Here is a 24,586-nt window from a genome sequence, read left to right as displayed (position 1 = left end):
GCTTTTGGTTTGTAAGAAAATTATATATTTGAAACGCCCTAAATTTCTAACAAACCAAAGCCTATGAAAAAAACAATTCTTTTAAGCGGTGTTTTGATGTTGTTGTTTTCCTGCGGGAAAAATGAAAAAGTTCAGAATGAAGCAGAAGCTCAGTATCAAGAACTTCTTTCGCAAACTCAAGCCGATATTGGTTTTAATAAAAAACCACTAAAGAAACTCATTTTTAAAAATCTGGATGAAATTGAAGATTCAAAAGAAATGAACCTGCAGCTGCTCTCCAAAGTGGCAACAAACCTCAAAATCAAATATTCAGATATTAAAATTAAAGAATCAAGTTCGATCAATTATGACGATCAAACTACTTTTTTTGTGCTCACAACCGTTGCACACGATAAAAAAGCTTTTAGAACGAACGATGACGATGAAGAACTTGGAGATTATTTTCAGCGAAAGTATCTATTTGTAAATCGGGAAGACGGAAGCATAATTGCTGAAGAATTTGATGAGAATCTGGGTTATTACGATAATGAAGCCATTCAGTTTTCGAAATCACATATTTTAAAAGATTTGTTTTTTCTAAACGAAAAAACACCAGCCGTTGCTTTTTATACAGAAGCCCGCGCAAGCAGCAGAATTGTGTTGTATTCGGAGCAAAAATTTACGCTGATTACTTTGGGCGATAAAGAAATTAGAAAAGTTTTATACGAATATCCAGTTCGATTAACCAACGGCGATTCTAACGGAACCGGAACTTTTCAAATCGAAACTTTAGAAACCGGAATGAGTTTTTCTGACCATAAAACCAATGGATATTTTGATCTGATTATTACCAAAAAGTTTTCTTACGAAGAAGCGGTTGAAGATGATTTAGAAAATGGAATTGAAGAAAAAAGCGACCTCAAAACAAAAAAAGAAATCGAAAAGATAAAGTTTAACGGAAGAGATTATGCTTTTCATAGAGATGACAGACATCGTTTTTTAGAATAAAACGTCCAAAAATTAAAAATATAGCAAGAGCACTTTTAAGGTGCTTTTGCTGTTTATAGGAGATTTCGGTTTTCCTGAAAAAGTTTGTCCTTTTGTTAACAAACATTTCCTTAAATTTGCTTCCGTTATAAAAATACAATAGTTATAAAAAACAAGCTATGTTACAAATCGCATTTATTAGAGAAAATCAAGAGAAAGTAATCAAAGCTTTAGCAAAACGAAATATCGATGCTAAAAGCGTTGTTGAAGAAGTGGTTCAATTGGACGAAAATCGTCGTGCTGCACAAGTAGAATTAGACAATACTTTATCAGAATCTAATAAATTGTCCAAAGATATTGGTGAATTGATGAAAGCTGGTGAGAAAGCTAAAGCGGCAATCTTAAAAGAAAAAACAGTTTCACTTAAAGAAAAAAGTAAAGAACTGAGCGAAAAAGCAGAAGCTTTGGCTGTTGAGTTAACCAATAAATTATATACGTTACCAAACCTTCCGGCAGATATTGTTCCTGAAGGAAAAACTCCAGATGATAACTTGAATGTTTTCCAAGAAGGAGATATTCCGGTTTTGCACGAAGGCGCACAGCCACACTGGGAATTGGTAAAGAAATACGATATCATCGATTTTGAATTGGGAGTAAAAATTACTGGAGCAGGATTTCCTGTTTACAAAGGAAAAGGAGCTCGTTTACAGCGTGCTTTAATCAACTACTTTTTAGACAAAAATACAGCTGCAGGTTACAATGAAGTTCAGGTTCCTCATTTGGTAAACGAAGCTTCAGGTTACGGAACAGGGCAATTGCCAGACAAAGAAGGGCAGATGTACCACGCAGGAGTCGACGATTTATATTTGATTCCAACGGCTGAGGTTCCAGTAACGAATTTATTCCGCGATGTTATTTTGAGCGAAAGTGAATTGCCAGTTTTGCATACGGCTTATACGCCATGTTTCCGTCGCGAGGCAGGTTCTTACGGAGCACACGTACGCGGATTAAACCGTTTGCACCAATTCGATAAAGTAGAAATCGTTCGTATCGAGCACCCTGACAATTCTTATGCTGCGTTGGACGGAATGGTAGAACATGTAAAAAATATTCTTCAGGAATTGAAATTGCCTTATAGAATTTTACGTCTTTGCGGTGGCGATATGGGATTCACATCTGCTTTGACTTACGATTTTGAAGTGTTTTCTACAGCACAAGACCGCTGGTTAGAAATCAGTTCTGTTTCTAACTTTGAAACTTTTCAGGCAAACCGCTTGAAATTGCGTTTTAAAGATAAAGACGGAAAAAATCAATTAGCGCATACACTTAACGGAAGTTCATTGGCGCTTCCTAGAGTTTTGGCGGGAATTATTGAAAACTACCAAACTCCAGAAGGAATCGTAATTCCAGAGGTTTTACGTCCTTACTGCGGATTTGATATTATAAACTAATTTCTGTTTTTAAGATATTTATAAACCTGACAGGTTTTTATCCCGAAACTTCGGGACTGTCAGGTTTTCTTAATTTTTAGAAATTAAAAAAACTTAGACTAATGAAAAACGGTATCTTGAACTGGAACGTTGATCCCGTTATATTTTGGATCACAGATACTTTTCCTCTTAAATATTACGGAGCTCTTTTTGCCTGCGGACTTCTTCTCGGGTTTTATATCGTCAGAAATATTTATAAAAAAGAAAATCTTTCCTTAGACAATCTGGATTCTTTATTGATTTATGTTATTGTCGGAACGGTTTTAGGAGCAAGGTTAGGACATTGTTTCTTCTACGAACCGGAATATTTTTTCAAGCATCCGATAGAAATTCTTTTACCAATTCAAAAAATAAAAGGAGCTTACCAGTTTGTAGGTTATCAAGGCTTGGCAAGTCACGGAGGTTCGATCGGAGTTATTACGGCAATGATTTTATACTGCCGAAAATACAAAGTGCAATTCTTAGGACTTTTAGATAAAATGGCTGTTGCAGTACCTGTAACGGGCGCTTTTATTAGAATGGGGAATTTTATGAATTCTGAAATTTATGGAAAACCAACCAATGGGAATTGGGGAGTTGTTTTTCAAAGAGACGATTTGATTCCGAGACATCCAACACAATTATACGAAGCATTTGCTTACGTGTTGATTTTTGTAATTCTGTTTTATATGTACAAATCAGAAAAAATCAGAAATGCACAGGGATTAATCTTTGGAACTTTCTTAACTTTATTATTTACAGCCCGTTTTATAATAGAATTTTTCAAAGAAAATCAAGAAGCCTTCGAGAATGATATGCTGATTAATATGGGGCAGATTTTAAGTATTCCGTTTATTTTAATTGGTTTGGGATTGATTTTTTGGAAATCTAAAAAGCAATTGGCAATTTAGTATAGTCTCAATCACAGTTTTCATTGCTTTAATCGTAAATTAAAAAACTGCAATATGAAAAACATATTGATTTGTATCGTTTTGTTATGTTCTGGTTTTGCATTCGGTCAAAACGAGCAGCTGGCGCAATATTATTACGACAAAGGCGATTTCGAAAAAGCAAAAATCAGTTATGAAGAGCTTTTAAGAGCCGCACCATCTAACACTCAGTATTTTTTAAGAACAGTCGATTGTTATCAGCAATTGCAGCAATTTGCAAATGCCGAGAAAGCCATTCAAGATCGTTACAACCGTTATAAACAAGGCGTTTTTCTAGTTGAATTAGGATATAATTTTCAATTGCAGAAAAATGATTCGAAAGCTAAAAATTACTATGAACAGGCAATCGAAAAAATAAAAGTAAATCCGAATGATGTTTACGGAATTGCCAGTTCTTTTGAGAAAAAAGTATTGCTCGAATATGCTTTAAAAGCGTATCAGACCGCAATGCAGGTTCAGCCGAACTTTAATTTCAATTTTCAAATTGGAATGCTATACGGTCAGTTGGGCAAAACCGACTTGATGATCGATTTATTATTGACGGAATCTTTCACAAATCCGCAGAACACCAATTTGATTCAGACACAGCTGTCTCGATTTATGAATGGCGAAACCGACAATACGGCTTTTAAAGATGCGATGCGTAAAGCCTTAATCTTAAAAACCCAAAAAGATCAAGATGTTTTTTGGAATCATTATCTGAGCTGGTTTTATGTGCAGCAGAAAGAATTCGGAAAAGCATTTATTCAGGAAAAAGCCATTTACAAACGCGAGCCAGAATCGTTGATGAGTATTGTCAATTTGAGTCAATTTGCAATGAATGAAGGAGACGATGATACAGCAGAAGAAATTCTGAACTTCATTCTTCAAAACACCAAAGATTTAGATTTATTGATTCAGTCGAATGCGTATTTAATGCAGATTAAAATCGATAAAGCACAAGAAAAAGATTATCCAGCCATCAATCAGGAATTGCAGCAATTGCTGACGACTTACGAAATCAGTCCGTTTACCCTATCTTTGCAAATTATTCAAGCCCATTTTCTGGCTTTTAATTTGAAAAAGACAGAAGAAGGAAAAGCGGTAATCAAAAAGGCCTTAGAATTAAATCTAAACGAATACCAAAAAGCCGATGCTAAAATGGAATTGGCGGATATTTTGCTTTTGGAAGAAAAGTACAATCAGGCGCTTATTTACTATTCTCAGATTCAATTGGATTTAAAGAATGATGTAATGGCGCACGAGGCGAGTTTAAAAGCCGCAAAAACGAGTTATTACAAAGGCGATTTTGAATGGGCCAATAAACAGTTTAAAGAGTTAAAAGCCGCAAACACACAATTGATTGCCAATGATGCTCTTGAATATTTTTTATTAATTAATGATAATACCGCCGCAGATTCAACTCAGGTTGCATTGAAAGCATTTGCAAAAGGAGATTTTTTAATTTATCAAAATAAAAAGCAAGAAGCAATTACGCAGTTTCAGAATATTTTAAAGACGTATAAAGGTCAGGAAATAGAAGCGGTAACCTTATTGCGTTTAGGAAAAGTATACGAAAGCCAGAAAGATTTTGCCTCGGCTTTAAGCCAATATCAACAAATCATTGATTTTCACAGCGACGGAATTTATGTAGATGAGGCTTTGTTTTTCTCAGCAGAAATTTACAACGACGAATTGAAAGAGGTAAAAAAAGCAAAACCTTTATACGAAAAAGTAATTTTCAATCATCAAGATAGTATTTACTTTGTCGATGCAAGAAAGAAATATAGAGAATTAAGAGGAGATAAGAATTTGTAGAAAATAAATTCCAATATGAAAAATTCAAATTTTAAATCTCCAAATTCCAAAGAGAGAAAAGCTTAGAAGCTCAGCCTCTCAGAACCTTAGAACATTAGAAAAAATGATTATTTACAACGTTACCACCAATATACACGAAAGCGTTCACGACCAATGGTTAAAATGGATGCAGGAAAAACATATTCCAGAAATTCTAGCAACTCAAAAATTTTCGTCGGCGAGAATTGTAAAAGTTTTGGTTGAAGAAGAAATGGGCGGCATTACGTATTCTACACAATATGTGACAGACAGCAAAGAAACCTTAGAGAAGTTTTATATCGAAGACGAACCGGAATTTCATAGAGAAGCATTGGGTTTATTTGCAGATAAAATGCTTTCATTTCGAACAGAATTGGAGGTTATTTCGGAACATTAATTTTAAAAAAAAATCAATTTTATGAATGGCAAAAAACTGACAGATTATGATATTTCTTTGCGAGGGCAATTGACGGTTAATTTACCAGCCGTATTTATTATACTTCTGTTTGGATTTGGATTAAGTATGTATGTTGATTTACATTTTAAAATTGCACTTCTAATTGGATTTGTCTTAGGATGGATTTATTGGAGTTTTTCTGTAAAAAAATGGATTCAATGGGCTGTAGCAAATAATGTAAATGAAGATAGATTGTTGAAAATTGGAAAAAGGGGATTTTTAGTCTGGAGTAAAAATACTATTGAAACAGTCACTAAATATAATAAAACACCTTTTATATAAATTTAGATTTATGAAAGTTCGATTTCTAAAGAAAGAAGAGAGCAAGAAAGAATAACAAGAGGATTTTTGATTATAATTGACCGAATAAATAAAATTTGCGTCTTGGTGCCTTCGCGGCAAAATAATTTAAAAGACTTAGAGCCTTTCCAATAAAAAAGAATACTTTTGCAGCCTCGTGGCAAACAAGGAAGAAAATGGAAAAAGTAAAAGCCAAAAAACATTTAGGTCAGCACTTTCTTAAAGACGAAAGTATTGCAAAAGCTATTGCAGATACTTTGACTTTGAAAGGATATGATGAGGTTCTAGAAATAGGGCCAGGAATGGGTGTGCTTACTAAATACTTACTTGAAAAGCCTATAAATACACACGTTATTGAGATCGATACCGAATCTGTAGCGTATTTGGATGCTAATTATCCAAAATTAAAAGATAAAATTATCTCTCAGGATTTCCTGAAATACAATATAAACGAAGTTTACAAGGACAAACAGTTTGCCATTATTGGTAACTTTCCGTACAATATTTCTTCTCAGATTGTTTTTAGAACATTAGATCTAAAACATCAGATTCCAGAGTTTTCTGGAATGTTTCAGAAAGAAGTAGCCGAACGCATCTGCGAAAAGAAAGGTTCGAAAACATACGGAATTTTATCAGTTTTAGCGCAGGCTTTCTATGATACTGAGTATCTGTTTACGGTTGATGAAAACGTTTTTATTCCTCCGCCCAAGGTCAAATCGGGTGTGATGAGAATGACCCGAAAGGAAGATTACAGTCTTCCTTGTAGCGAAAAGTTGTTTTTTACTGTTGTAAAAACCGCTTTTCAGCAGAGACGAAAAACATTACGTAACAGTTTGAAAACATTAAATTTATCTGATAAACTGCGAGAAGACACTATCTTTGATAAACGTCCGGAACAGCTAAGTACAGCCGAATTTATTGAACTAACTCAAAAAATAGAAGCCGATGGAGTTCAAAGTTAGTAAAGAATTTATACTTCAATTAGAAGAACTGATTATTAGTAAAAACGACAATGAACTTGAAGTTTTACTGAATGATCTGCACCACGCTGATATTGCCGAAATCTTAGATGAATTAGATTTTGACGAAGCAACCTACATCTTTAAGGTTTTAGATAGTGATAAAACAGCTGAAATTCTTCTTGAATTAGAAGAAGATCTGCGTGAAAATATCTTAAGCAGACTTTCGCCAAAGGAAATTGCAGAAGAGCTTGACGAGCTTGAAACCAACGATGCAGCCGATATTATCGCGGAACTTTCGCAGGAAATTAAAGCGGAAGTAATCTCGGAAATGGTCGATGTGGAGCACGCCAAAGACATTGTTGATCTTTTGCGTTACGACGAGAACACAGCCGGTGGTTTGATGGGGAAAGAGCTTGTAAAAGTAAATGAAAACTGGAATGTCTTAACCTGCGTTAAAGAAATGCGAATTCAGGCAGAAAATGTATCCAGAGTACATTCTATTTATGTAGTTGATGATGAAAACCGACTTAAAGGAAGATTATCTCTTAAAGATTTACTGACTTCTTCTACTAAAACGCAAATCGGTGAGGTTTATATCCGAAAATTAAATTTTGTAAATGTAGATACCGAAGATGTTGAGGTGGCTCGTATCATGCAGAAATACGATTTAGAGGCGATTCCTGTTGTTGACGAACTCGGCCGTTTGGTGGGAAGAATTACTATTGACGACATTGTAGACGTTATCAAAGAAGAAGCCGATAAAGATTACCAGTTAGCTGCGGGTATTACACAAGACGTTGAATCGAATGACAGCGTTTACGAACTGACAAAAGCGCGCTTGCCATGGCTTTTAATCGGAATGGTGATCGAGATTGTGGCTTCTTTTGTTTTAAAAGGTAACGAAAGTACTTTTCAAAAATATTCGACTTTAATCATATTTGTGCCGTTATTATCTGCAACTGCAGGAAATATCGGTGTTCAAGCTTCGGCAATTGTTGTGCAAGGTTTGGCAAATGGAACGTTAAAAGATTTTAGCCGCGGTTATTTTACGAAAGAAATTACCGTTTCTATGATATCGGGAAGCATTATCTCTTTGCTTTTATTGTGCTATCATTCTATCATGTACCAGCAGTATTTGGTCGGATTTGCAATTTCGATTTCTATGATTGTGGTGATTCTTTTTGCTGCAACATTAGGAACTTTAGTCCCGCTTTTCCTTAACAAAAATAAAATTGACCCCGCAATTGCTACAGGTCCGTTTATCACAACAACCAACGATGTTTTTGGAATTATGCTCTACTTTGGAGTAGCTAATTTGATTCTTGGATTCTAGATTTTTGCCACAAATTAGTAGATTACAGTGATTTAAGATCTCTAAAATCTGCGTAATTTACAGGCGCAAAAAAAGCTGTTAATCAGCCAGAAATAAATTAAAGCCAACCAGAATGAAAGTACACATTATTGGAGGAGGAAACCTTGGGGTTTCTATTGCCTTGGGAATTGCTAAATTCTCGAAAAACAACCAAGTTACTGTTACAAGAAGAAACATTGCAAGTATTCAATATTTATCAGAATATGGCATTACTGTTTCTAACGATAATAAACACAACATCGAGCAAGCTGATGTTGTTATTTTAACCATAAAACCGTATCAGGTAGATACTGTTTTGGCAGAAATTCTGCCCGTTATTCAAAACAAAACTATTGCTTCTGCAGTAAGCGGATTGTCTTTGGACGTGCTTCAAACTAAGACCAACTACGAATACCCAGTAGTGCGCATTATGCCAAATATTGCGGCTCAGTTTGGAGAATCGGCTACTTGTATTTCTTTCCCAGAAAAGTATGCAGCAAATGCTTCGCCAATTGTTGATTTGTTCCAAGATTTAGGAACCGCTCCAGTAATTGATGAAAAACTAATGGATGCAGCGACAGTTTTAGGCGCGTGCGGAACTGCGTATGCTTTACGTTATATTCGTGCGTCTATGCAAGCCGGAATCGAAATAGGATTTGATTCTAATACTGCTTTAGCAATTGCCGCGCAAACGGTAAAAGGAGCTGCGAAAATGCTTCTAGAAGAACGAGTGCACCCAGAACAATTAATCGACCGTGTAACAACGCCTCAAGGCTGTACAATTGTCGGTCTGAATGAAATGGAACACAATGGTTTTAGTTCGTCATTGATAAAAGGAATCAAGACTTCTTTGAAACAAATCAAAGGTTAGGTTTTAAAGAAATTCCAATATTTTAAAAATTCCAAATTCCAATTTTATTATTGGAGTTTGGAATTTTTTTTGCGAAATAGAATATTTTGTTATTCTGAAGAACGAGACGAGAATATGCGAAGCAAATAGCACTAGAATTCGACAAAGATTATCAAACATAGCCCAAGGTTTCAACCTTGGGTACACAACGTAAACGTAACGTGATTTGCAACGCGTTCCCAAGGTTGAAACCTTGGGCTATGTTTAACAAAAATGAGAATAAAATAATAGTTTGCCACTCCGAGGAATTAGTAATTTCCAAAAGTAGCTCCGCAAAGTTTTAAATTGGAATTTGGAATTTTTTAATTGGAATTTAAAAGAATATTGGAATTTATCTTTTACTTAAAGTGTATTTCAAATAAATAAATCCCATAAGTCCAGCTAAGAAAGAAGCAATAAGAATTGCTATTTTAGAAAAGACAATAATTTCAGGATTTTTGAATGCCAAAACCGTAATGAAAATGGACATAGTAAAACCAATTCCACCGAGCATTCCCGCACCTAAAATATGCGCCCATTTTAAGTTTTTCGGCAAAATACACAAACCAGAAGTAACCCCAACTGATGAGAAAAGTATAATTCCGAGCGGTTTACCCACTACGAGACCAAGAATGATTCCGTAAGTATTGACATGGCTTAAGCCTTCATGCCAGTTTTCGGTAATTGGTAAAGCAGTATTCGCAACTGCAAAAAGAGGCAAAATGAAAAAAGCAACCGGCTGATGTAGAAAATGCTGTAATCTATACGAAGAGGTTTTTTCGCCTCCATCGCCAAACGGAATAACAAATGCCAGAATCACACCCGTTATGGTGGCATGAACGCCAGAATTAAGCATAAAATACCACATTATAGCACCGCCAATTAAGTACGGAATTAGATTGTGAATTTTCATTCGATTTAAAACAAAAAGCAAACACCAGATTCCAAGTGCAATTCCGAGATTTAAAAAAGAGATTGACGTGGTGTAAAAAATGGCAATAACGATAATTGCGCCCAAATCGTCAATAACGGCAAGAGCTGTTAGAAAAACTTTTAATGAGGCTGGAACTCTATTCCCTAAAAGAGATAAAATTCCAATGGCAAATGCGATATCGGTCGCCATCGGAATTCCGGCACCGTTTTGTGTAGTTGTTCCGTAATTTAAAGCTAAGAATATTGCGGCAGGAACCAGCATTCCTCCAAAAGCAGCCATGATAGGCAGCGATGCGTTTTTAATATTTGATAATTCACCGTGATAAATTTCTCGTTCCAACTCCAAACCAATCAAAAGAAAGAAAATTGTCATTAACCCATCATTAATCCAATGTGTAATGGAATGCCCTGCAATATTATCTTTTTCCCAAAATGCAACATATGGAACTTGAAAAGAAGAATTGGCAAGAAATAAGGATAAAAGCGTGACAAAGAGCAAGATAATTCCTCCTGATTTTTCGTTTTCAAAAAAGGCTTTAAAAGTCTTGGTTAATTTCATTATGAAGATTTTGTGAAGTATTAATGAATAGGATATGAAAAAATCCCAATATCTTCAAAGTTAGAAAAAATCTACGAAGTGGAAAAGGAATAAACCATATATGGCTTATAAGTACATTTTAGCATACTTAAAAAAACTTATATGACTTGCATGGTTTAAAAAAAAATCGACTAGACACTGCGGGTAAAAAAGAAAACAGCAAAGCAAAACTTAAAATAAACTTACATCACTTATATGGTTCAAAAACTTTTCACTTAAAATATAATCTTGAAGAATTACTGTATTTTTGTTAGATCATAAAATCAATAAAAATGAGTGTAAAAATTCTTCATATCGATAGTAATAATCCAATTCTTTGGAACCAATTGGAAGAAGCGGGCTTTGAAAATCACGCCGATTTTAAATCTTCAAAAGAAGAAATCGAAGCCAAAATCCATGATTATAACGGAATTGTAATTCGAAGCCGTTTCAAGATTGATAAAACCTTTTTAGATAAAGCAGCAAAGTTGCAATTTATCGCAAGAGTTGGTGCAGGTCTGGAAAGTATTGATTGTGAGTATGCTTCTGCAAAAGGAATTCATCTCATTGCGGCTCCAGAAGGTAATCGCAACGCTGTTGCAGAACATTCTTTGGGCGTTATTTTATCTTTGTTTAATAATTTAAACCAAGCCGATGCCGAAGTAAAAGCAGGACAATGGAATCGTGAAAGCAATCGTGGTCATGAATTGGATTTAAAAACAGTCGGAATTATTGGTTACGGAAATATGGGTAAAGCTTTCGCTAAAAAACTAAGAGGTTTTGAGACAGAAGTTTTATGTTATGATATTTTAGACAATGTAGGAGACGAAAATGCCAAACAAGTCTCTTTGGCAGAACTTCAAGAAAAAGCAGATGTTTTGAGTCTTCACTTGCCTTGGACACCCGAAACAGATAAAATGGTAAATGCAGCATTTATAAATGCATTTAAAAAGCCATTTTGGATTATAAACACTTCGCGAGGTAAAAATATAGTTACAGCCGATTTGGTTGAAGCTATGAAGTCAAAAAAGGTTTTAGGTGCCGGTCTAGATGTTTTGGAGTATGAAAAACTTTCTTTTGAAACGCTTTTTCAAGATAAAAACACGCCAGAAGCTTTTCAGTATCTTCTCGAAGCAAAAAATGTCTTACTGACGCCTCACATTGCAGGTTGGACTTTTGAAAGCCACGAACGTCTGGCTCAAGTAATTGTAGATAAAATTAAAGCAGTTTACGGCAAATAATAGTCTACAGCCTTTAGATTTTAATAACGAGTTTTTTCCTGTGAATTTTATTTGGCAAGATTAGTTTTATTTGTTAATTTTTAATAATATTGTTTCCGAATTTTAAAGAATGAGTCTAAATAGGACGATTTTTTGAAATTCGGAGAAAACCGAAAATCCCAAGAGTAGGCCAAAAACAAATGATTAAAAATTATGATTGAATGGTATAAAACAGCCATGTTTCAGAACTATGCAAACTTTAACGGAAGAGCTAGAAGAAGTGAATACTGGTATTTTCGACTTGCTACATCGCTTCTTATGTTTGCATTTATTTTTTTAGGGCTAATGTTATCTGCGGTTTTAGGTACAGAAATTGGTCTTCCAATTGCAGTAGGATTATTTTTTCTTTATTTGATTGCTTCTATAATTCCATCTTTGGCTGTTACAGTTAGAAGAATGCATGATTTAGGAAAAAGCGGATGGACTATTTTAGTTTCTTTTATTCCGTTGGCTGGACCTATCTGGATGTTGGTTTTATTAGTAACTGAAGGAGAGCATGGAGAAAACTATTACGGTTTGGATCCAAAAAGTACCATTGAAGAAATTGATGAAATAGGAATTAATAATTAACTAAATATTATAAAAAATGGAAACTACAAAACCAGAAAGCTGGAATACTCCATCTCAACCAAGACAAGAGAACAAAAAAGTATTAGCAGGAATTATGGGAATAATTTTTGGATATCTAGGTGTTCATAAATTTATCTTAGGATACACTCAAGAGGGAATTATCCAAATCGTAATTACAATCGTGACTTGCGGAGTAGGAAGTATAATTGGCTTCATCGAAGGAATTATCTACTTGACAAAATCAGATGAAGATTTTTACCAAACTTACCAAGTTGGTAAAAAAGGCTGGTTCTAAAAGAAAAACATATATTGTCTAAATCCCATTCAAATTTTTGAATGGGATTTTTTTTCTTTACTATTTTGTCTTTTTGTGTTACAATAAAACCTTTTAAGTACATTTTGAAATTTTCAAAGGAAGTACCCTTGCAATCTGTAAAAAAAACAGGGATGGAGGAACTGAAAATCCAAAAGAGTAGGGAAAAATTAAATGGTTTTATTATGTTAGAAATGTACAAAAAAGTAGTTTTTGAGAATTATGCAAATTTTAAAGGAAGAGCAAGAAGAAGAGAATTTTGGCTTTTTACGTTGTTAAATATTATTATTTCATATGGTTTGCTTTTTCTTTTTATGGCATTAGCGCCAAAACTATCAATTATTAGTACTTTGTATAGTTTCGTAGTTTTACTGCCTTCAATTGCAGTAGGTGTAAGGAGAATGCATGATGTTGGTAAAAGTGGCTGGTATTTACTTATTCCTTTTTATAGTTTGATTTTAGCTTGTACCGAAGGAGAAAAGAGATCAAATCAATACGGAAGTGATCCTAAAAATGAATTAGAAGAAATTGACGAAATTGGTAAAGAATAAATCTTCCAATTCTAATACAAATCCCATTTTAATATGGGATTTTTTTATGTCCAATTATATTCAAGAATTGTATTTCTTCATCTTATCTTCATTTAAAGATCGTAGTATTGGAGGTTATTTCAGATACTAAATAATGTCTGAGAATAATCGAAGTAAGGATTTTAAAGAATGAATATGTTGAAGATTTACAAAAGTATTTTTTTTGAAAACTATGTCAATTTTAAAGGAAGATCTAGAAGAAAAGAATTTTGGATGTTTTTCTTAGTAAATTGGGCTATAAGTTTTCTTCTAAGTTTAATTTCTCCTGAATCAGATTTATTTCTGACCATTTATTGGATCGCTATTTTTATTCCTTCAATTGCAGTTGCCATAAGGAGAATACACGACATCAATAAAGAATGGTGGTATGTTTTAGTGCCGTTTTATAATGTGTATTTGTGGACTGTTATAGGCGATGAAGGAGAAAATAAATATGGCCCCGATCCAATTAGTGAATTGGAATATTTAACAGAACTAGGAAAAGATCTTAATTAAAAAAAAGTCCCATTTACAATTCGTAAATGGGACTTTTTATTTTTATGAGAAAGAGTTTTAATCTTCTTTCTCAGATAATTTTTTTTCCAATTCAATTTGAAACTCTTCTATAACGGGTTTCATAGTGCTTTCTGGAATATCTGCAATTCGAATGTACATTAAACCATCAATAGCGTTGTTGAATAAAGGATCGACGTTAAAAGCGACTACTCTTGCGTTTTGTTTGATGTATTTCTTAATTAAAACAGGCAGACGTAAGTTTCCTGGTTCTAATTCGTCAATAATTTTATCAAATTTATTTAAGTCAGATTCTGCTTCATCGAAGATAAAATCTTTATCGGCGTCTTTTAATTTTACTTTATAAGCCTTTTTCGGGTGAATGTACTGCGCAATATACGGATCGTAATAGTTTGACTTCATAAACTCAATCATAAGCGATTTAGAGAAGTCAGAAAACTGATTGCTGATACTTACACCACCAACCAAATATTTGTGCTCAGGATGGCGTAAAGTAGTATGGATAATACCTTTCCATAATAAGAATAAAGGCATTGGTTTTTGCTGATATTCTTTTACGATAAATGCACGTCCCATTTCGATCGATTTATGCATCATATCATGCAATTCTGGCTCAAATCTGAAAAGATCAGTCAGATAAAAACCTTCAATTCCGTATTTTGGATAAATCTCAGAACCTAATCCCATACGATACGCGCCCGCGATTTTTTTGGTTTCATCATCCCATAAAAACATGTGGTGATAATATTGATCGTATTCGTCTAAGTCAATAGATTCATTCGTTCCTTCACCAACTTCACGGAAAGTGATTTCGCGCAGACGGCCAATTTCGTGTAAAATATTCGGAATTTGTTTTGCGCTCGCAAAGAAAACTTCATAGTTTTTGCTTTGCAAAAATCTGCTGTCGCTATCTCGTAAAGCCTGAACTTCATCGATCAATTTTGATTCGTTGGCTGCAGTAACGATTTTTTTAGGAGCTTTTGTGATTTTCAAACTAGCAGTGTCAATCAGTTTGGTATCTTTTTCAAACGGATTGGCAAGCATATAGGTTTTCTTTCTTAAGAATTCTGAGTATTCTTCAAAAGATTCGATTTCGTTTTGCTCGTTTACAGAAATTGGTTTTCCGATTCGGACTTTAATAACACGGTCTTTCTGCGTTAAAAGTTCAGACGGAAGTTTTGCAGTTCGTAAAGTGTCGTCAATTTTAGAAAGCCAGTAGAATAATTTACTGTTTTTGGCATGAAAGTAAATTGGAACAACTGGAACTTTAGCTTTTCTGATTAGTTTAATCGCTCCTTCTTCCCACGGTTTGTCAACTACCAATTTACCGTCTTTATAAGTCGAAACTTCACCAGCAGGAAAAATTCCCAAAGGTTTTCCGTCGCTTAAATGGCGTAATGTTTCTTTAATACCAATTACGCTCGATTTTGCATCCTTATGATTTTCAAAAGGATTAACCGGCATAATGTATTTTTTCATCGGAACAATTCTATGTAATAAGAAATTGGCAATGATTTTGAAATTTGGCTCTCTTTCAAGCATCAATTTCAAAAGCAAAATTCCGTCAATTCCTCCAAGCGGATGATTAGAAATGGTTATATACGCACCATCTTTTGGCAGACGCTTTAAATCTTCTTCGGGAATTTCGAACTTAATTTCCATTTCGTCCAAAATTCCATTCAAAAACGCAAGGTCTTCCAAATGTTTATTACGATCGTAAATTTTATTAAGGGTAGAGATCTTAAGAACCTTCATAAGAATCCAGCCAGAAAAGGTACCGAAAACTCCGTACTTTTCAACATTTATTGCTTTTGCAACTTCTTTCGCGGTAACTAAACCCATGTAGTACTTTTAATTTATTAGAACAGCGAACAAAGATAACAAAAAAGTCTACTTTTCGTTGTTTCCAAGACAAACTTTGCACTTTTTTATTACATTTGAAATCCTAAAAAAATCACTGATGAAAATTATTTCTTATAATGTAAACGGAATTAGAGCGGCAATAAACAAAGGGTTTATCGAGTGGCTGCAGCAAGCAAATCCTGATGTAATATGCCTTCAGGAAATAAAAGCAACACAGGATCAAATTCCGGTAGATGACATTACTGCAGCTGGTTATCCATTTCAATATTATTATCCAGCAAACAAAAAAGGGTATAGCGGAGTGGCGATTCTTTCTAAAACCAAACCGAATAATATAGCTTATGGAACAGGAATTCATCACATGGATTTTGAAGGTAGAAATCTTCGTGCAGACTTTGACGATGTTTCGGTTATGAGCTTGTATCTTCCATCTGGAACAAACATTGAAAGACTCGATCATAAGTTTATGTTTATGGATGATTTTCAAACATATATTAACGAATTGAAATTGACGATTCCGAATTTAATTATTTGCGGAGATTATAATATCTGTCACGAAGCGATTGATATTCACGATCCTGTTCGAAACAAAACCGTTTCAGGATTTCTTCCAGCAGAGCGCGCTTGGTTGGATGCTTTTATGAAATCGGGTTTTATTGATAGTTTCCGCCATTTCAACAAAGATCCGCATCATTACTCTTGGTGGAGCTACCGTGCAGGAGCAAGAGGAAATAACAAAGGCTGGCGTATTGATTATAATTTGGTAAGCAACGCGTTAGAAGATAGATTAAAAAGAGCCGTTATACTTCCAGATGCTATGCATTCAGATCATTGTCCAGTTTTAGTCGAGATTGACTAATTTTTGGTATTGTTCTTGTTAAGTAAAATGCAGTTTAAATTTTAAGTGTGAATTCAGATTCTTGAATTTGGAATTTAAAACTTGGAGTTTGACTAGTTTAGATTTTTAAATGCCAAAAAAACGAATTAAAGATGATTAAAAAAGCCTCTATCGGATTGCTAGCATTAGCTTTGTCCACAACGTCATGTGTTTCTAAGAAAATTTATAATGATTTAGAAACAAAATATTCAGACTTGAAGAAAGAGAACCGTTCTATTGCGGATGAAAATGAAAACTTGAAGAAAGCGAAGAACCAGTTGGAAATCGATCGTGATAAATTGACGAAAGATTTGGCAACTGCTAATGATGATTTGGCAAAACAAAAAGCAAATTTAGCAGCAGAGCAGAAGAAATATAAAGTTTTGCAAGATTCTTATAATGCATTAGAGAAAAACAGCAACGATGCATTGGAGAAAAACTTGGCTAAAAACCGTGAATTGCTAGCGCAATTGGAAGCAAAAGGGAAAGCCCTTGCAGACGAACAAGCTCGTTTGGACAAAACAGCAAACCGTTTGAAAGAATTAGAAGACATGATTGCGGCTAAAGAAGAAGCAATGCGCAAACTAAAAGAAACTTTATCTAAAGCATTAAATGGTTTTGAAGGCAAAGGTCTTACAGTGGAGCAAAAAAATGGAAAAGTTTACGTTTCTATGGAAAACAAATTGCTTTTCAATTCTGGAAGCTGGGCAGTTGGAACAGAAGGTAGAAAAGCAGTTACAGAACTAGGAAAAGTTTTAGGAGACAATCCTGATCTTTCTGTTTTAATCGAAGGACATACAGATGACGATCCATACGCTGGTTCTGGACCAATTGCAAACAACTGGGATTTATCGACTAAAAGAGCAACGGCAATCGTAGCGATTTTGAGCGAAAACCCAAAAATCAATAAACAAAAATTAACAGCTGCCGGAAGAAGTGAATTTTCTCCTTTAGCTAGTAATGCTACTCAAGAAGGAAAAGCTAAAAATAGAAGAATCGAAATTATCTTAACTCCAAGATTGGATGAAATTGCGGAGATGCTTAATAGTATTAATTAAGGGACAAAGGTTCAAAGTTACAAAGGCTCAAAGGTTTTTACTTTTGAGCCTTTTTTTAGATTCCAATAATGAAATTCCAAATTCCAAATTTTCGACGTAATTGAAATTTTAAATTTTTGTAACTTTGGTTTTCATAAAATTAAAATCATGGGACTTCCTGAATTAAAAGATAAAATTAGACATCAAATGGATTTGGCAGATGAAAGGGTTTTGCGAATTGTTTCTTCTGTTTTTGATAATTATTTGAATGATGTTGTTTCTTATAACGCATCAGGTAATCCATTAACATTATCGGAATATCACAATAAAGTGGAAGAGGGATTGGATGACATTAAATACAATCGAATAACTTCACAGGAAGATTTGGAAAAAGAGATGAAAGATTGGGATAATGAATAAGCTTAAAATTTTTTGGAGTGCGAATGCCAAAGCAGATTTAAAGGATATTTATTTTCAATTAAAAAGAAAAGTATTCAAAAGAAACGGCTCTAAAAATTAGAACAGAAGTACTTCAAGAAATAAATAAAATTGTTTTTCCAGAGCAATTTCAAACAGATGAGTATCGATTAGATTGTAGAAGAATTATTATTAGAAATTATAAAGTTCTATATCAGAATACAGAAGATTCGATTTACATTATCCGCATTTTTAATAGTTTTCAAAATCCAGAAAAAAGTTTAAAATAAACATAAGGCTCAAAGGTTTTTTAATTTTGAGCCTTTTTTGTTTTTCTCCTGCAAGGTTTTCAAAACCTTACCGGAATACAAAACCTTTAGGTTTATTTAACTCTTGTCAAATTTTCAATTGCAAAATCACTTTGTACCTTTGGCACTTTGCAACTTTGAACCTATTTAAAGAAAAAGATGAAATACACTACATTACCCAATACCGATATAAAAGTCTCAAAAATATGTCTCGGAACAATGACTTTCGGGCAGCAGAATACTGAAGCAGAAGGACACGAACAGATGGATTACGCGCTTGAAAGAGGCGTAAACTTTTTTGACACAGCCGAAATGTATTCCGTTCCAGCAAGTGAGGCGACTTACGGAAGTACAGAAAAAATCATTGGAACCTGGTTTAAGAAATCAGGAAATAGAGATAAAGTTATTTTAGCGTCTAAAATTGCGGGTCCGAATCCGAATTTTGGTTACATGCGCGAGAAACTGGATTTTTCGCCAGCAAGCATCAAGTTTGCGGTTGAGCAAAGTTTAACAAGACTTCAGACCGATTATATCGATTTATATCAAATGCATTGGCCAGAAAGAAAAACTAATAATTTCGGAACGCGCGCATTTCACGGACATGATGATGTTTGGGAAGATAACTTTAGAGAAATCCTTGAAACTTTTGACGGATTAATTAAAGAAGGAAAAATTAAACATATTGGTGTTTCTAATGAAAATGCTTGGGGAATGATGCGCCTTTTGGAAGAAAGCAAATACAACAATCTACCAAGAATTAAAACCGTTCAAAATCCGTATTCTTTGTTGAATAGATTATTTGAAGTGAATTCTGCTGAAGTTTCAAAATACGAAAATGTTGGTTTATTAGGATACTCGCCTTTAGCCTTTGGAGTTTTAACCGGAAAGTTTTTAACTGGAGAAAGTCATCCGAAAGCGAGAATTAACCTTTTTCCACAATACAAACGTTACAATAGCGATCAATGTACTGAAGCGACTAAATTATACTTAGAAATCGCTAAAAAACATGGTTTAACACTAACGCAATTAGCAATGGGATTTGTGTTAGCACAACCATTTTTGACGAGTGCGATTATCGGAGCTACAACTATGGAACAATTAAAAGAAAATATCGACACAATTGATGTAGTTCTTTCTAAACAAATCTTAGCAGAAATAGATGCGGTTCAGGCTATAATTCCTGATCCTGCGCCTTAATTTTTTTAGCCACGAAGACGCTAAGGCACAAATAGATAAAGCTTTTTAGCCAAAGTAACCGAGCCTTTTTGTCATCCTGAGGAACGAAGGATCTCCACAAGTAACTCCTGGTAGTGAATCAATCTTTGGCGAGCTTCTCACGGAGATCCTTCGTTCCTCAGGATGACAAACTACACGATTATTTTTGATATGATATAAATAACAAAGCCACTAAGTTTAATAATAAAAACTTTGTGGCTTTGTGTCTTAGTGGCAAAACTAAACTTTATAAGTCAAATTCATCATCTACAGCTAAAGAATCGGCTTTGATTGCTGTAGAATCTGGAGCTTTAATACGAATTAAAGAACGGGCATTTCCAGAAATATAAACCGGCAATAATCCGATTGTGTCTTCAGGAACCAAAAGTCCTCTTCTAAACATCAAGTTTTTCAAGAATTTCTGGTTTTTAATGGCGTAATCTTTCAAATTACCTTCGTCATTAAACTGATACATGAATTTTCTTGGTTTCGGAATAATAGTTGCCAAGTACAAGCATTCGTCAACATTTAAAGCCGATGGACTTTTTTGGAAATAATAATGGCTCGCTTCTCCAATTCCGTAAACATTTGGTCCCCATTCGATAATATTGAAATAAACTTCCAGCATTCTTTCTTTGCTTACAATTCGGTTGTTTTCTAAAATGTAAACTAAAAGGATTTCTTCTAGCTTTCGCGAAAGCGTTTTTTCACGAGTCAGAAATACGTTTTTAATCAGCTGCATGCTGATGGTACTTGCGCCGCGTGAGAATTTTTTTGTTCGAATGTTTTTCAGAATCGATTGTTTGAAAGCTTCATTTATAAAACCGCGATGTGAAAAGAATGATGGATCTTCTGTCGTTAAAACAGATTTTCTCAAATAAGGAGAAATCTGATCCAAAGGCGTATAATTCGGATTCGCATTTCCGACCAAAATTGGTCTTTGCAAAACATTCTGAATAATCGCGCGATATACAAATTCGCCGTTTAGTTTATTCAAATCGGCTTCGCCATATTTGGTTATGCGTAAATCCTCTTTGTTGAGTTTACTGTCGAAAACAAGTGTATTCGGTTTGTTTTTATTGAATTTGAAATCCAGTTTGTAATCGAAATTTCCAGTGGCCTGCATTCCTTGAAAATGCGTAAACAATCCGTCGGGAAGCGAAACGATAAAATCCTGCGCTTTCATTTTCGGAATATCGACTTTCAAAGTATAAACCGTGTCTTTTTCTGTATCATAAGAAATATACGGACGAACTTTTATTTTGTTCAATTGCATAGTCGAAGAACTGTCGATTGAAATAAAGCTGTCTCCAAGTAAAAATCGGTAATCAAAACGGGCATTTTTAATTACAACATCTTTGCTGGCAATTTTTGGGTGATTAATCGTAAGATTAGCAATGGAAGTATAACCGTCAATATGCAGTTCGCTACCGCTTTTATCAATATTTTGGACGTTTAATCGGATAGAATCAAAACTAGCCTTAAGATTGTATCTTTCGTCTAAATACGGCACGCGAATCGCTCCAGTGTCGAGATTAAAAAATCGAATATCAGCTTTTTTATTTCTCGGATCGGCAAAACCTTTAATGTTCCAGCGCTGATCAAAATCTTTTGCCTGAACATGAAGATTAGTTTCTAATTGTTTATTGGCTAAAACTAATTTGTTGACATCGATAAAAGTTTCTTTTCCGTTATCATTGATTTTGAATTGAAAATTTTTCAAATCCATATCGGTTGGAACGAGATTTAAAAGCTTCGAAATAATATTATAAGCAAACGAAGCATACTTGCGTTTTTCGTTCGGCTCCGTTTCGTCTTTTTCTCTTTTTAAGAAAGCATCAAAATTTCTTTTTTTTCCTTTTTTGACTAATTGAATATAGCCGTTATCAATTTTTAAAGTTCCAACTTGAACATCTCCAATTAGTAAACTGCTCAAACTAATGCTTGTTTCTACATTTTTGATTTTACAAAGAGTGTCAGCATTTATTGGCGCCAGAACTATATCTGTCAGTTTTATAGTCGACAAACCGTCAAAGGAAGCCGACTTTACAGAAAAATTACTGTTGTATTGTACGGCCATTTTGTGCTCCACTTTGGCGATAGCTTGTTTTAAAAGAGAATCACGGAAATAATATAGTCCGATGCAGAGCAATACTACAATTACTCCAAGTATTTTTAGGGCTTTGAATATTTTTTGTTTTGGAAAATTCATAGAGTTGAATTTACAATATTTTTATAATGTTTGGTTAGCCACGAATTCACGAATTTTTTTTTCTTTTGCCACAGATTAAAATGATTAAAAAGATTAATCTGTGGAAATCCTTTTAATCTGTGGCGAAAAATTCGTGGCTAAAAAAATCTAACCAAAAAGAATACTTGCAACGTCTTCAATTTTTGCAACCAATTCAATTTTGATTCCGGTATTTTTTAAAGCAATTTTGTTGTATTTAGAAACAAAGATTGTATCAAAACCTAATTTTTCAGCTTCCTGAATACGCTGATCGACACGATTCACAGGACGAATTTCGCCAGAAAGTCCGACCTCACCAGCAAAGCAAAAACCTTTTCCAACCGGAATATCTTCGTTTGAAGATAAAATCGCAGCGACTACTGCCAAATCAATTGCAGGATCATCTACAGAAATTCCGCCAGTTACATTCAGGAAAACATCTTTTGCGCCTAAACGAAATCCAGCTCTTTTTTCTAAAACTGCCAAAATCATGTTTAAACGTTTGGCATTATAACCTGTTGTGCTTCTTTGTGGAGTTCCGTAAACTGCTGTTGAAACCAAAGATTGAATTTCGATCATCAACGGACGCATGCCTTCAAGTGTAGTGGCAATAGCTGTTCCTGATAATTCTTCGTCTTTATGTGAAATCAATATTTCAGACGGATTTGAAACTTCTCTCAAACCACTTCCGAGCATTTCATAAATTCCGAGTTCGGCTGTAGAACCAAAACGGTTTTTTAGCGAACGCAAAATTCTATAAACATGGTTTCTGTCGCCTTCAAACTGAAGAACGGTATCAACCATGTGTTCTAAGATTTTTGGTCCAGCAATATTTCCGTCTTTAGTAATGTGTCCAATCAGAATTACCGGCGTGTTACTTTCTTTCGCAAATTTGATTAATTCTGCGGTTGTCTCTCGAATCTGCGAAATGCTTCCAGCCATAGATTCGATATAATCAGTATGCAAAGTCTGAATCGAATCGATAATTACCACTTCCGGCTGCATCGTTTCGATCTGCTTGAAAATGTTTTGTGTTTTAGTTTCCGTCAGAATGTAGCAGTTATCGCTATTTGGTGTGATTCTTTCGGCACGCATTTTTATCTGTTTCTGACTTTCTTCGCCCGAAACATATAAAGTTTTATAAGGTAATTTAAGTGAAATCTGCAGTAAAAGTGTGCTTTTTCCAATGCCGGGTTCTCCGCCCAAAAGCGTTAAAGAACCAGGAACAAGTCCGCCGCCTAAAACACGATTTAATTCGCTGTCGGTCGTGTCCATTCGAACTTCCTGAGCCGAATCAATTTCGGTAATTTTTAAAGGTCTTGGTGCTTTGCTTGTAGAAGTGGGTTCGCTTTTCCAAGCCACTTTTTCCTGTTTCTGGATAATTTCCTCGGCAATCGTATTCCATTCTTTGCAGGCATTGCATTGCCCTTGCCATTTGGAATATTGGGTTCCGCAGTTCTGACAAAAAAAGGAAGTTTTAACTTTTGACATTATTTACTTTTTTTAGCAAGCGTATTCATTTCGTCGATTTTCTCGTACATCAAATCTTTGTTCAAATCACCAATTGGCTCCATTTGAGAAGCATTTTGGTATTTTTTAGAGGCATGTTTCGGATCTCCTTGTTTTTCATACATTAATCCTAACTCATATTCTCCTAACATAGCTTTAGGATAATTTACATTTCCAATTTCAGCCATTTTTGCTAATTCACTGTAGGCATTCTTTTTTAAAATGATATTTTCTATTACTTTAAAATCGGTCATTCTTACTGGAATTTGCACTCCCATAACTTCAGACATGGTGTTGTACTTTTGTTCCAAATACTCTGCGTAACCCGATTCAAGAACCGCAATTTTTTCGTTGTATTCTGCCGAATTTATTGGTCGGTATACTTCAAAAATCTGGTACAATGCGCTCGGTATAGAATGCAATACTTCCGTATAATGCGTTGCACCTTTGAAAACATCGTATTTATAATTCACTAACGGATTATTTGCGATTTTAATATTGCTGTTTAATTTTTCTATCGGTTCTTTTATTTTTTTGATATCACCTTCTCCAGCAGAAAGATAATAGTAAACAGGGCTTTTTATTTTAGCAAACTTTTCTGCAATACGCACTTCCATTTTTGGAGCCAATTCTGGACTTAAACAGATGTATGCATTGAAAAGCGGAATTTCTTTATACAAATAAAAATTAGCAAAACTTGCTGTTAAATCATGACCTGCAATAAGTCTGAAAGGCGATGTGCGGTATTTTTTCTCAATATATGGAACTAATTCTGCTCCGATAAATTCGAAAAATTTTGCTCCTTTTTCAAAAGGAAGTCCTTCATTTTGGTCGATTGTGGTGTCGTCAAAACGTTCTCCGTCTTTATTTTGATGAATTCCGATAATAATCATTTCTGGGATATCATCCCAATATGAGCCGTAACTTATAGCTCCAGAAAACGGATCGAATAAATAATCTCCATCCAATAAATAAAGAACTGGATATTTTTTGTCTTTGTTGGCTTCGTAAGAAGCTGGAAGTCCGATCGTAATTCTACGTTCTTCTCCGAGTTTCTCCGATTTAATGTTGTCGAACGTTTTTTGGGCAAACGACGATAATGAAATTAAAAATAATAGTAGGTAAACTTTTTTCATGATTGGTGGCATTTCAGTGAATTGAAAAGTATTAAATATAGTATGGCAATATAATACTT

General features: G+C 34.4%; 23 protein-coding genes. 18 read left to right on the top strand and 5 right to left on the bottom strand.

The window, feature by feature from the left end:
- Window positions 1-63 precede the first annotated feature (63 nt).
- From AC3E9W_RS01655 to proC, 9 genes are all read left to right on the top strand, one after another.
- On the top strand, window positions 64-987 hold the full coding sequence (locus AC3E9W_RS01655; RefSeq protein ID WP_488766476.1) for a hypothetical protein: 924 nt from the start codon (window positions 64-66) through the stop codon (window positions 985-987).
- Window positions 988-1,145: 158 nt separating this feature from the next.
- Entirely contained in the window at window positions 1,146-2,417 is a 1,272-nt protein-coding gene (gene serS / locus AC3E9W_RS01650) for a serine--tRNA ligase (protein ID WP_306153743.1), read from the top strand.
- Window positions 2,418-2,518: 101 nt separating this feature from the next.
- A complete protein-coding gene (gene lgt, locus AC3E9W_RS01645; protein WP_456894480.1) occupies window positions 2,519-3,346 on the top strand; it encodes a prolipoprotein diacylglyceryl transferase in 828 nt (275 codons plus the stop codon).
- A gap of 54 nt (window positions 3,347-3,400) precedes the next feature.
- Window positions 3,401-5,182, top strand: coding sequence for a tetratricopeptide repeat protein (locus tag AC3E9W_RS01640; protein WP_488766474.1), 1,782 nt, complete (start codon window positions 3,401-3,403; stop codon window positions 5,180-5,182).
- 103 nt (window positions 5,183-5,285) lie between these two features.
- Window positions 5,286-5,597 carry a DUF4286 family protein gene (locus AC3E9W_RS01635; RefSeq protein ID WP_194140638.1) on the top strand — a complete coding sequence of 104 codons (312 nt, stop codon included), beginning with the start codon at window positions 5,286-5,288 and terminating at the stop codon, window positions 5,595-5,597.
- Between the two features lie 21 nt (window positions 5,598-5,618).
- Complete coding sequence (locus AC3E9W_RS01630; RefSeq protein ID WP_488766472.1) at window positions 5,619-5,939, top strand: hypothetical protein; 321 nt, start codon at window positions 5,619-5,621, stop codon at window positions 5,937-5,939.
- Window positions 5,940-6,133: 194 nt separating this feature from the next.
- Window positions 6,134-6,919 (top strand): 16S rRNA (adenine(1518)-N(6)/adenine(1519)-N(6))-dimethyltransferase RsmA, encoded by a 786-nt coding sequence (gene rsmA / locus AC3E9W_RS01625; protein ID WP_488766471.1) that lies wholly within the window; start codon window positions 6,134-6,136, stop codon window positions 6,917-6,919.
- Window positions 6,903-8,252, top strand: coding sequence for a magnesium transporter (gene mgtE / locus AC3E9W_RS01620; protein WP_306153735.1), 1,350 nt, complete (start codon window positions 6,903-6,905; stop codon window positions 8,250-8,252). Before rsmA ends, mgtE begins: the two co-directional genes overlap by 17 nt.
- Window positions 8,253-8,364: 112 nt before the next feature.
- Window positions 8,365-9,141 (top strand): pyrroline-5-carboxylate reductase, encoded by a 777-nt coding sequence (gene proC, locus AC3E9W_RS01615; protein ID WP_488766469.1) that lies wholly within the window; start codon window positions 8,365-8,367, stop codon window positions 9,139-9,141.
- A 370-nt stretch (window positions 9,142-9,511) separates the two neighbouring features.
- On the opposite strand, the gene nhaA is transcribed toward proC, so the two are convergent.
- Window positions 9,512-10,651 carry a Na+/H+ antiporter NhaA gene (nhaA, locus tag AC3E9W_RS01610; RefSeq protein WP_488766468.1) on the bottom strand — a complete coding sequence of 380 codons (1,140 nt, stop codon included), beginning with the start codon at window positions 10,649-10,651 and terminating at the stop codon, window positions 9,512-9,514.
- Window positions 10,652-10,962: 311 nt separating this feature from the next.
- On the opposite strand from nhaA, the gene AC3E9W_RS01605 reads away from it, so the two are divergent.
- The 5 genes from AC3E9W_RS01605 (at window position 10,963) to AC3E9W_RS01585 (ending at window position 13,917) form a co-directional block, all read left to right on the top strand.
- Window positions 10,963-11,910 carry a 2-hydroxyacid dehydrogenase gene (locus AC3E9W_RS01605; protein WP_306153729.1) on the top strand — a complete coding sequence of 316 codons (948 nt, stop codon included), beginning with the start codon at window positions 10,963-10,965 and terminating at the stop codon, window positions 11,908-11,910.
- A gap of 192 nt (window positions 11,911-12,102) precedes the next feature.
- Complete coding sequence (locus AC3E9W_RS01600; protein ID WP_306153728.1) at window positions 12,103-12,519, top strand: DUF805 domain-containing protein; 417 nt, start codon at window positions 12,103-12,105, stop codon at window positions 12,517-12,519.
- A 16-nt stretch (window positions 12,520-12,535) separates the two neighbouring features.
- Window positions 12,536-12,814 (top strand): TM2 domain-containing protein, encoded by a 279-nt coding sequence (locus AC3E9W_RS01595; protein ID WP_125718214.1) that lies wholly within the window; start codon window positions 12,536-12,538, stop codon window positions 12,812-12,814.
- A gap of 203 nt (window positions 12,815-13,017) precedes the next feature.
- The gene (locus tag AC3E9W_RS01590; RefSeq protein ID WP_488767289.1) at window positions 13,018-13,383 is read left to right on the top strand and encodes a DUF805 domain-containing protein; all 366 of its coding nucleotides are present in this window, start codon (window positions 13,018-13,020) and stop codon (window positions 13,381-13,383) included.
- Window positions 13,384-13,557: 174 nt separating this feature from the next.
- Complete coding sequence (locus AC3E9W_RS01585; protein WP_488766465.1) at window positions 13,558-13,917, top strand: DUF805 domain-containing protein; 360 nt, start codon at window positions 13,558-13,560, stop codon at window positions 13,915-13,917.
- A gap of 57 nt (window positions 13,918-13,974) precedes the next feature.
- Here the strand turns inward: AC3E9W_RS01585 and AC3E9W_RS01580 are convergent, their stop codons facing one another.
- On the bottom strand, window positions 13,975-15,777 hold the full coding sequence (locus AC3E9W_RS01580; RefSeq protein ID WP_306153724.1) for a lysophospholipid acyltransferase family protein: 1,803 nt from the start codon (window positions 15,775-15,777) through the stop codon (window positions 13,975-13,977).
- Between the two features lie 118 nt (window positions 15,778-15,895).
- Here AC3E9W_RS01580 and AC3E9W_RS01575 point away from each other — a divergent pair, with 118 nt between their 5' ends.
- From AC3E9W_RS01575 to AC3E9W_RS01560, 4 genes are all read left to right on the top strand, one after another.
- Window positions 15,896-16,657 carry an exodeoxyribonuclease III gene (locus AC3E9W_RS01575; protein ID WP_306153723.1) on the top strand — a complete coding sequence of 254 codons (762 nt, stop codon included), beginning with the start codon at window positions 15,896-15,898 and terminating at the stop codon, window positions 16,655-16,657.
- A gap of 131 nt (window positions 16,658-16,788) precedes the next feature.
- Entirely contained in the window at window positions 16,789-17,733 is a 945-nt protein-coding gene (locus tag AC3E9W_RS01570; protein WP_488766463.1) for an OmpA/MotB family protein, read from the top strand.
- A gap of 147 nt (window positions 17,734-17,880) precedes the next feature.
- A complete protein-coding gene (locus AC3E9W_RS01565) occupies window positions 17,881-18,132 on the top strand; it encodes a hypothetical protein (protein ID WP_488766461.1) in 252 nt (83 codons plus the stop codon).
- A gap of 464 nt (window positions 18,133-18,596) precedes the next feature.
- Window positions 18,597-19,634 carry an aldo/keto reductase gene (locus tag AC3E9W_RS01560; protein ID WP_488766460.1) on the top strand — a complete coding sequence of 346 codons (1,038 nt, stop codon included), beginning with the start codon at window positions 18,597-18,599 and terminating at the stop codon, window positions 19,632-19,634.
- A 265-nt stretch (window positions 19,635-19,899) separates the two neighbouring features.
- On the opposite strand, the gene AC3E9W_RS01555 is transcribed toward AC3E9W_RS01560, so the two are convergent.
- From AC3E9W_RS01555 to AC3E9W_RS01545, 3 genes are all read right to left on the bottom strand, one after another.
- Window positions 19,900-21,864, bottom strand: a complete 1,965-nt coding sequence (locus AC3E9W_RS01555) for a transglycosylase domain-containing protein (RefSeq protein ID WP_488766458.1) — start codon at window positions 21,862-21,864, stop codon at window positions 19,900-19,902.
- A gap of 147 nt (window positions 21,865-22,011) precedes the next feature.
- A complete protein-coding gene (radA, locus tag AC3E9W_RS01550) occupies window positions 22,012-23,373 on the bottom strand; it encodes a DNA repair protein RadA (protein WP_488766457.1) in 1,362 nt (453 codons plus the stop codon).
- On the bottom strand, window positions 23,373-24,527 hold the full coding sequence (locus AC3E9W_RS01545; RefSeq protein WP_488766456.1) for an alpha/beta hydrolase: 1,155 nt from the start codon (window positions 24,525-24,527) through the stop codon (window positions 23,373-23,375). The genes radA and AC3E9W_RS01545 overlap by 1 nt, the downstream gene beginning before the upstream one ends.
- Between the last annotated feature and the right edge of the window lie 59 nt (window positions 24,528-24,586).

The organism is Flavobacterium sp. 38, assembly GCF_057799715.1.
The sequence above is the reverse complement of the archived record's forward strand: the minus strand, read 5'-3'. Positions and strand labels throughout refer to the sequence as shown.

Bases quoted from the DNA above. Each gene is read 5' to 3' on its own strand.
- AC3E9W_RS01655 (WP_488766476.1), top strand. From the start codon at position 64: ATGAAAAAAACAATTCTTTTAAGCGGTGTTTTGATGTTGTTGTTTTCC.
- serS (WP_306153743.1), top strand. From the start codon at position 1,146: ATGTTACAAATCGCATTTATTAGAGAAAATCAAGAGAAAGTAATCAAA.
- lgt (WP_456894480.1), top strand. From the start codon at position 2,519: ATGAAAAACGGTATCTTGAACTGGAACGTTGATCCCGTTATATTTTGG.
- AC3E9W_RS01640 (WP_488766474.1), top strand. From the start codon at position 3,401: ATGAAAAACATATTGATTTGTATCGTTTTGTTATGTTCTGGTTTTGCA.
- AC3E9W_RS01635 (WP_194140638.1), top strand. From the start codon at position 5,286: ATGATTATTTACAACGTTACCACCAATATACACGAAAGCGTTCACGAC.
- AC3E9W_RS01630 (WP_488766472.1), top strand. From the start codon at position 5,619: ATGAATGGCAAAAAACTGACAGATTATGATATTTCTTTGCGAGGGCAA.
- rsmA (WP_488766471.1), top strand. From the start codon at position 6,134: ATGGAAAAAGTAAAAGCCAAAAAACATTTAGGTCAGCACTTTCTTAAA.
- mgtE (WP_306153735.1), top strand. From the start codon at position 6,903: ATGGAGTTCAAAGTTAGTAAAGAATTTATACTTCAATTAGAAGAACTG.
- proC (WP_488766469.1), top strand. From the start codon at position 8,365: ATGAAAGTACACATTATTGGAGGAGGAAACCTTGGGGTTTCTATTGCC.
- nhaA (WP_488766468.1), bottom strand. From the start codon at position 10,651: ATGAAATTAACCAAGACTTTTAAAGCCTTTTTTGAAAACGAAAAATCA.
- AC3E9W_RS01605 (WP_306153729.1), top strand. From the start codon at position 10,963: ATGAGTGTAAAAATTCTTCATATCGATAGTAATAATCCAATTCTTTGG.
- AC3E9W_RS01600 (WP_306153728.1), top strand. From the start codon at position 12,103: ATGATTGAATGGTATAAAACAGCCATGTTTCAGAACTATGCAAACTTT.
- AC3E9W_RS01595 (WP_125718214.1), top strand. From the start codon at position 12,536: ATGGAAACTACAAAACCAGAAAGCTGGAATACTCCATCTCAACCAAGA.
- AC3E9W_RS01590 (WP_488767289.1), top strand. From the start codon at position 13,018: ATGTTAGAAATGTACAAAAAAGTAGTTTTTGAGAATTATGCAAATTTT.
- AC3E9W_RS01585 (WP_488766465.1), top strand. From the start codon at position 13,558: ATGTTGAAGATTTACAAAAGTATTTTTTTTGAAAACTATGTCAATTTT.
- AC3E9W_RS01580 (WP_306153724.1), bottom strand. From the start codon at position 15,777: ATGGGTTTAGTTACCGCGAAAGAAGTTGCAAAAGCAATAAATGTTGAA.
- AC3E9W_RS01575 (WP_306153723.1), top strand. From the start codon at position 15,896: ATGAAAATTATTTCTTATAATGTAAACGGAATTAGAGCGGCAATAAAC.
- AC3E9W_RS01570 (WP_488766463.1), top strand. From the start codon at position 16,789: ATGATTAAAAAAGCCTCTATCGGATTGCTAGCATTAGCTTTGTCCACA.
- AC3E9W_RS01565 (WP_488766461.1), top strand. From the start codon at position 17,881: ATGGGACTTCCTGAATTAAAAGATAAAATTAGACATCAAATGGATTTG.
- AC3E9W_RS01560 (WP_488766460.1), top strand. From the start codon at position 18,597: ATGAAATACACTACATTACCCAATACCGATATAAAAGTCTCAAAAATA.
- AC3E9W_RS01555 (WP_488766458.1), bottom strand. From the start codon at position 21,864: ATGAATTTTCCAAAACAAAAAATATTCAAAGCCCTAAAAATACTTGGA.
- radA (WP_488766457.1), bottom strand. From the start codon at position 23,373: ATGTCAAAAGTTAAAACTTCCTTTTTTTGTCAGAACTGCGGAACCCAA.
- AC3E9W_RS01545 (WP_488766456.1), bottom strand. From the start codon at position 24,527: ATGAAAAAAGTTTACCTACTATTATTTTTAATTTCATTATCGTCGTTT.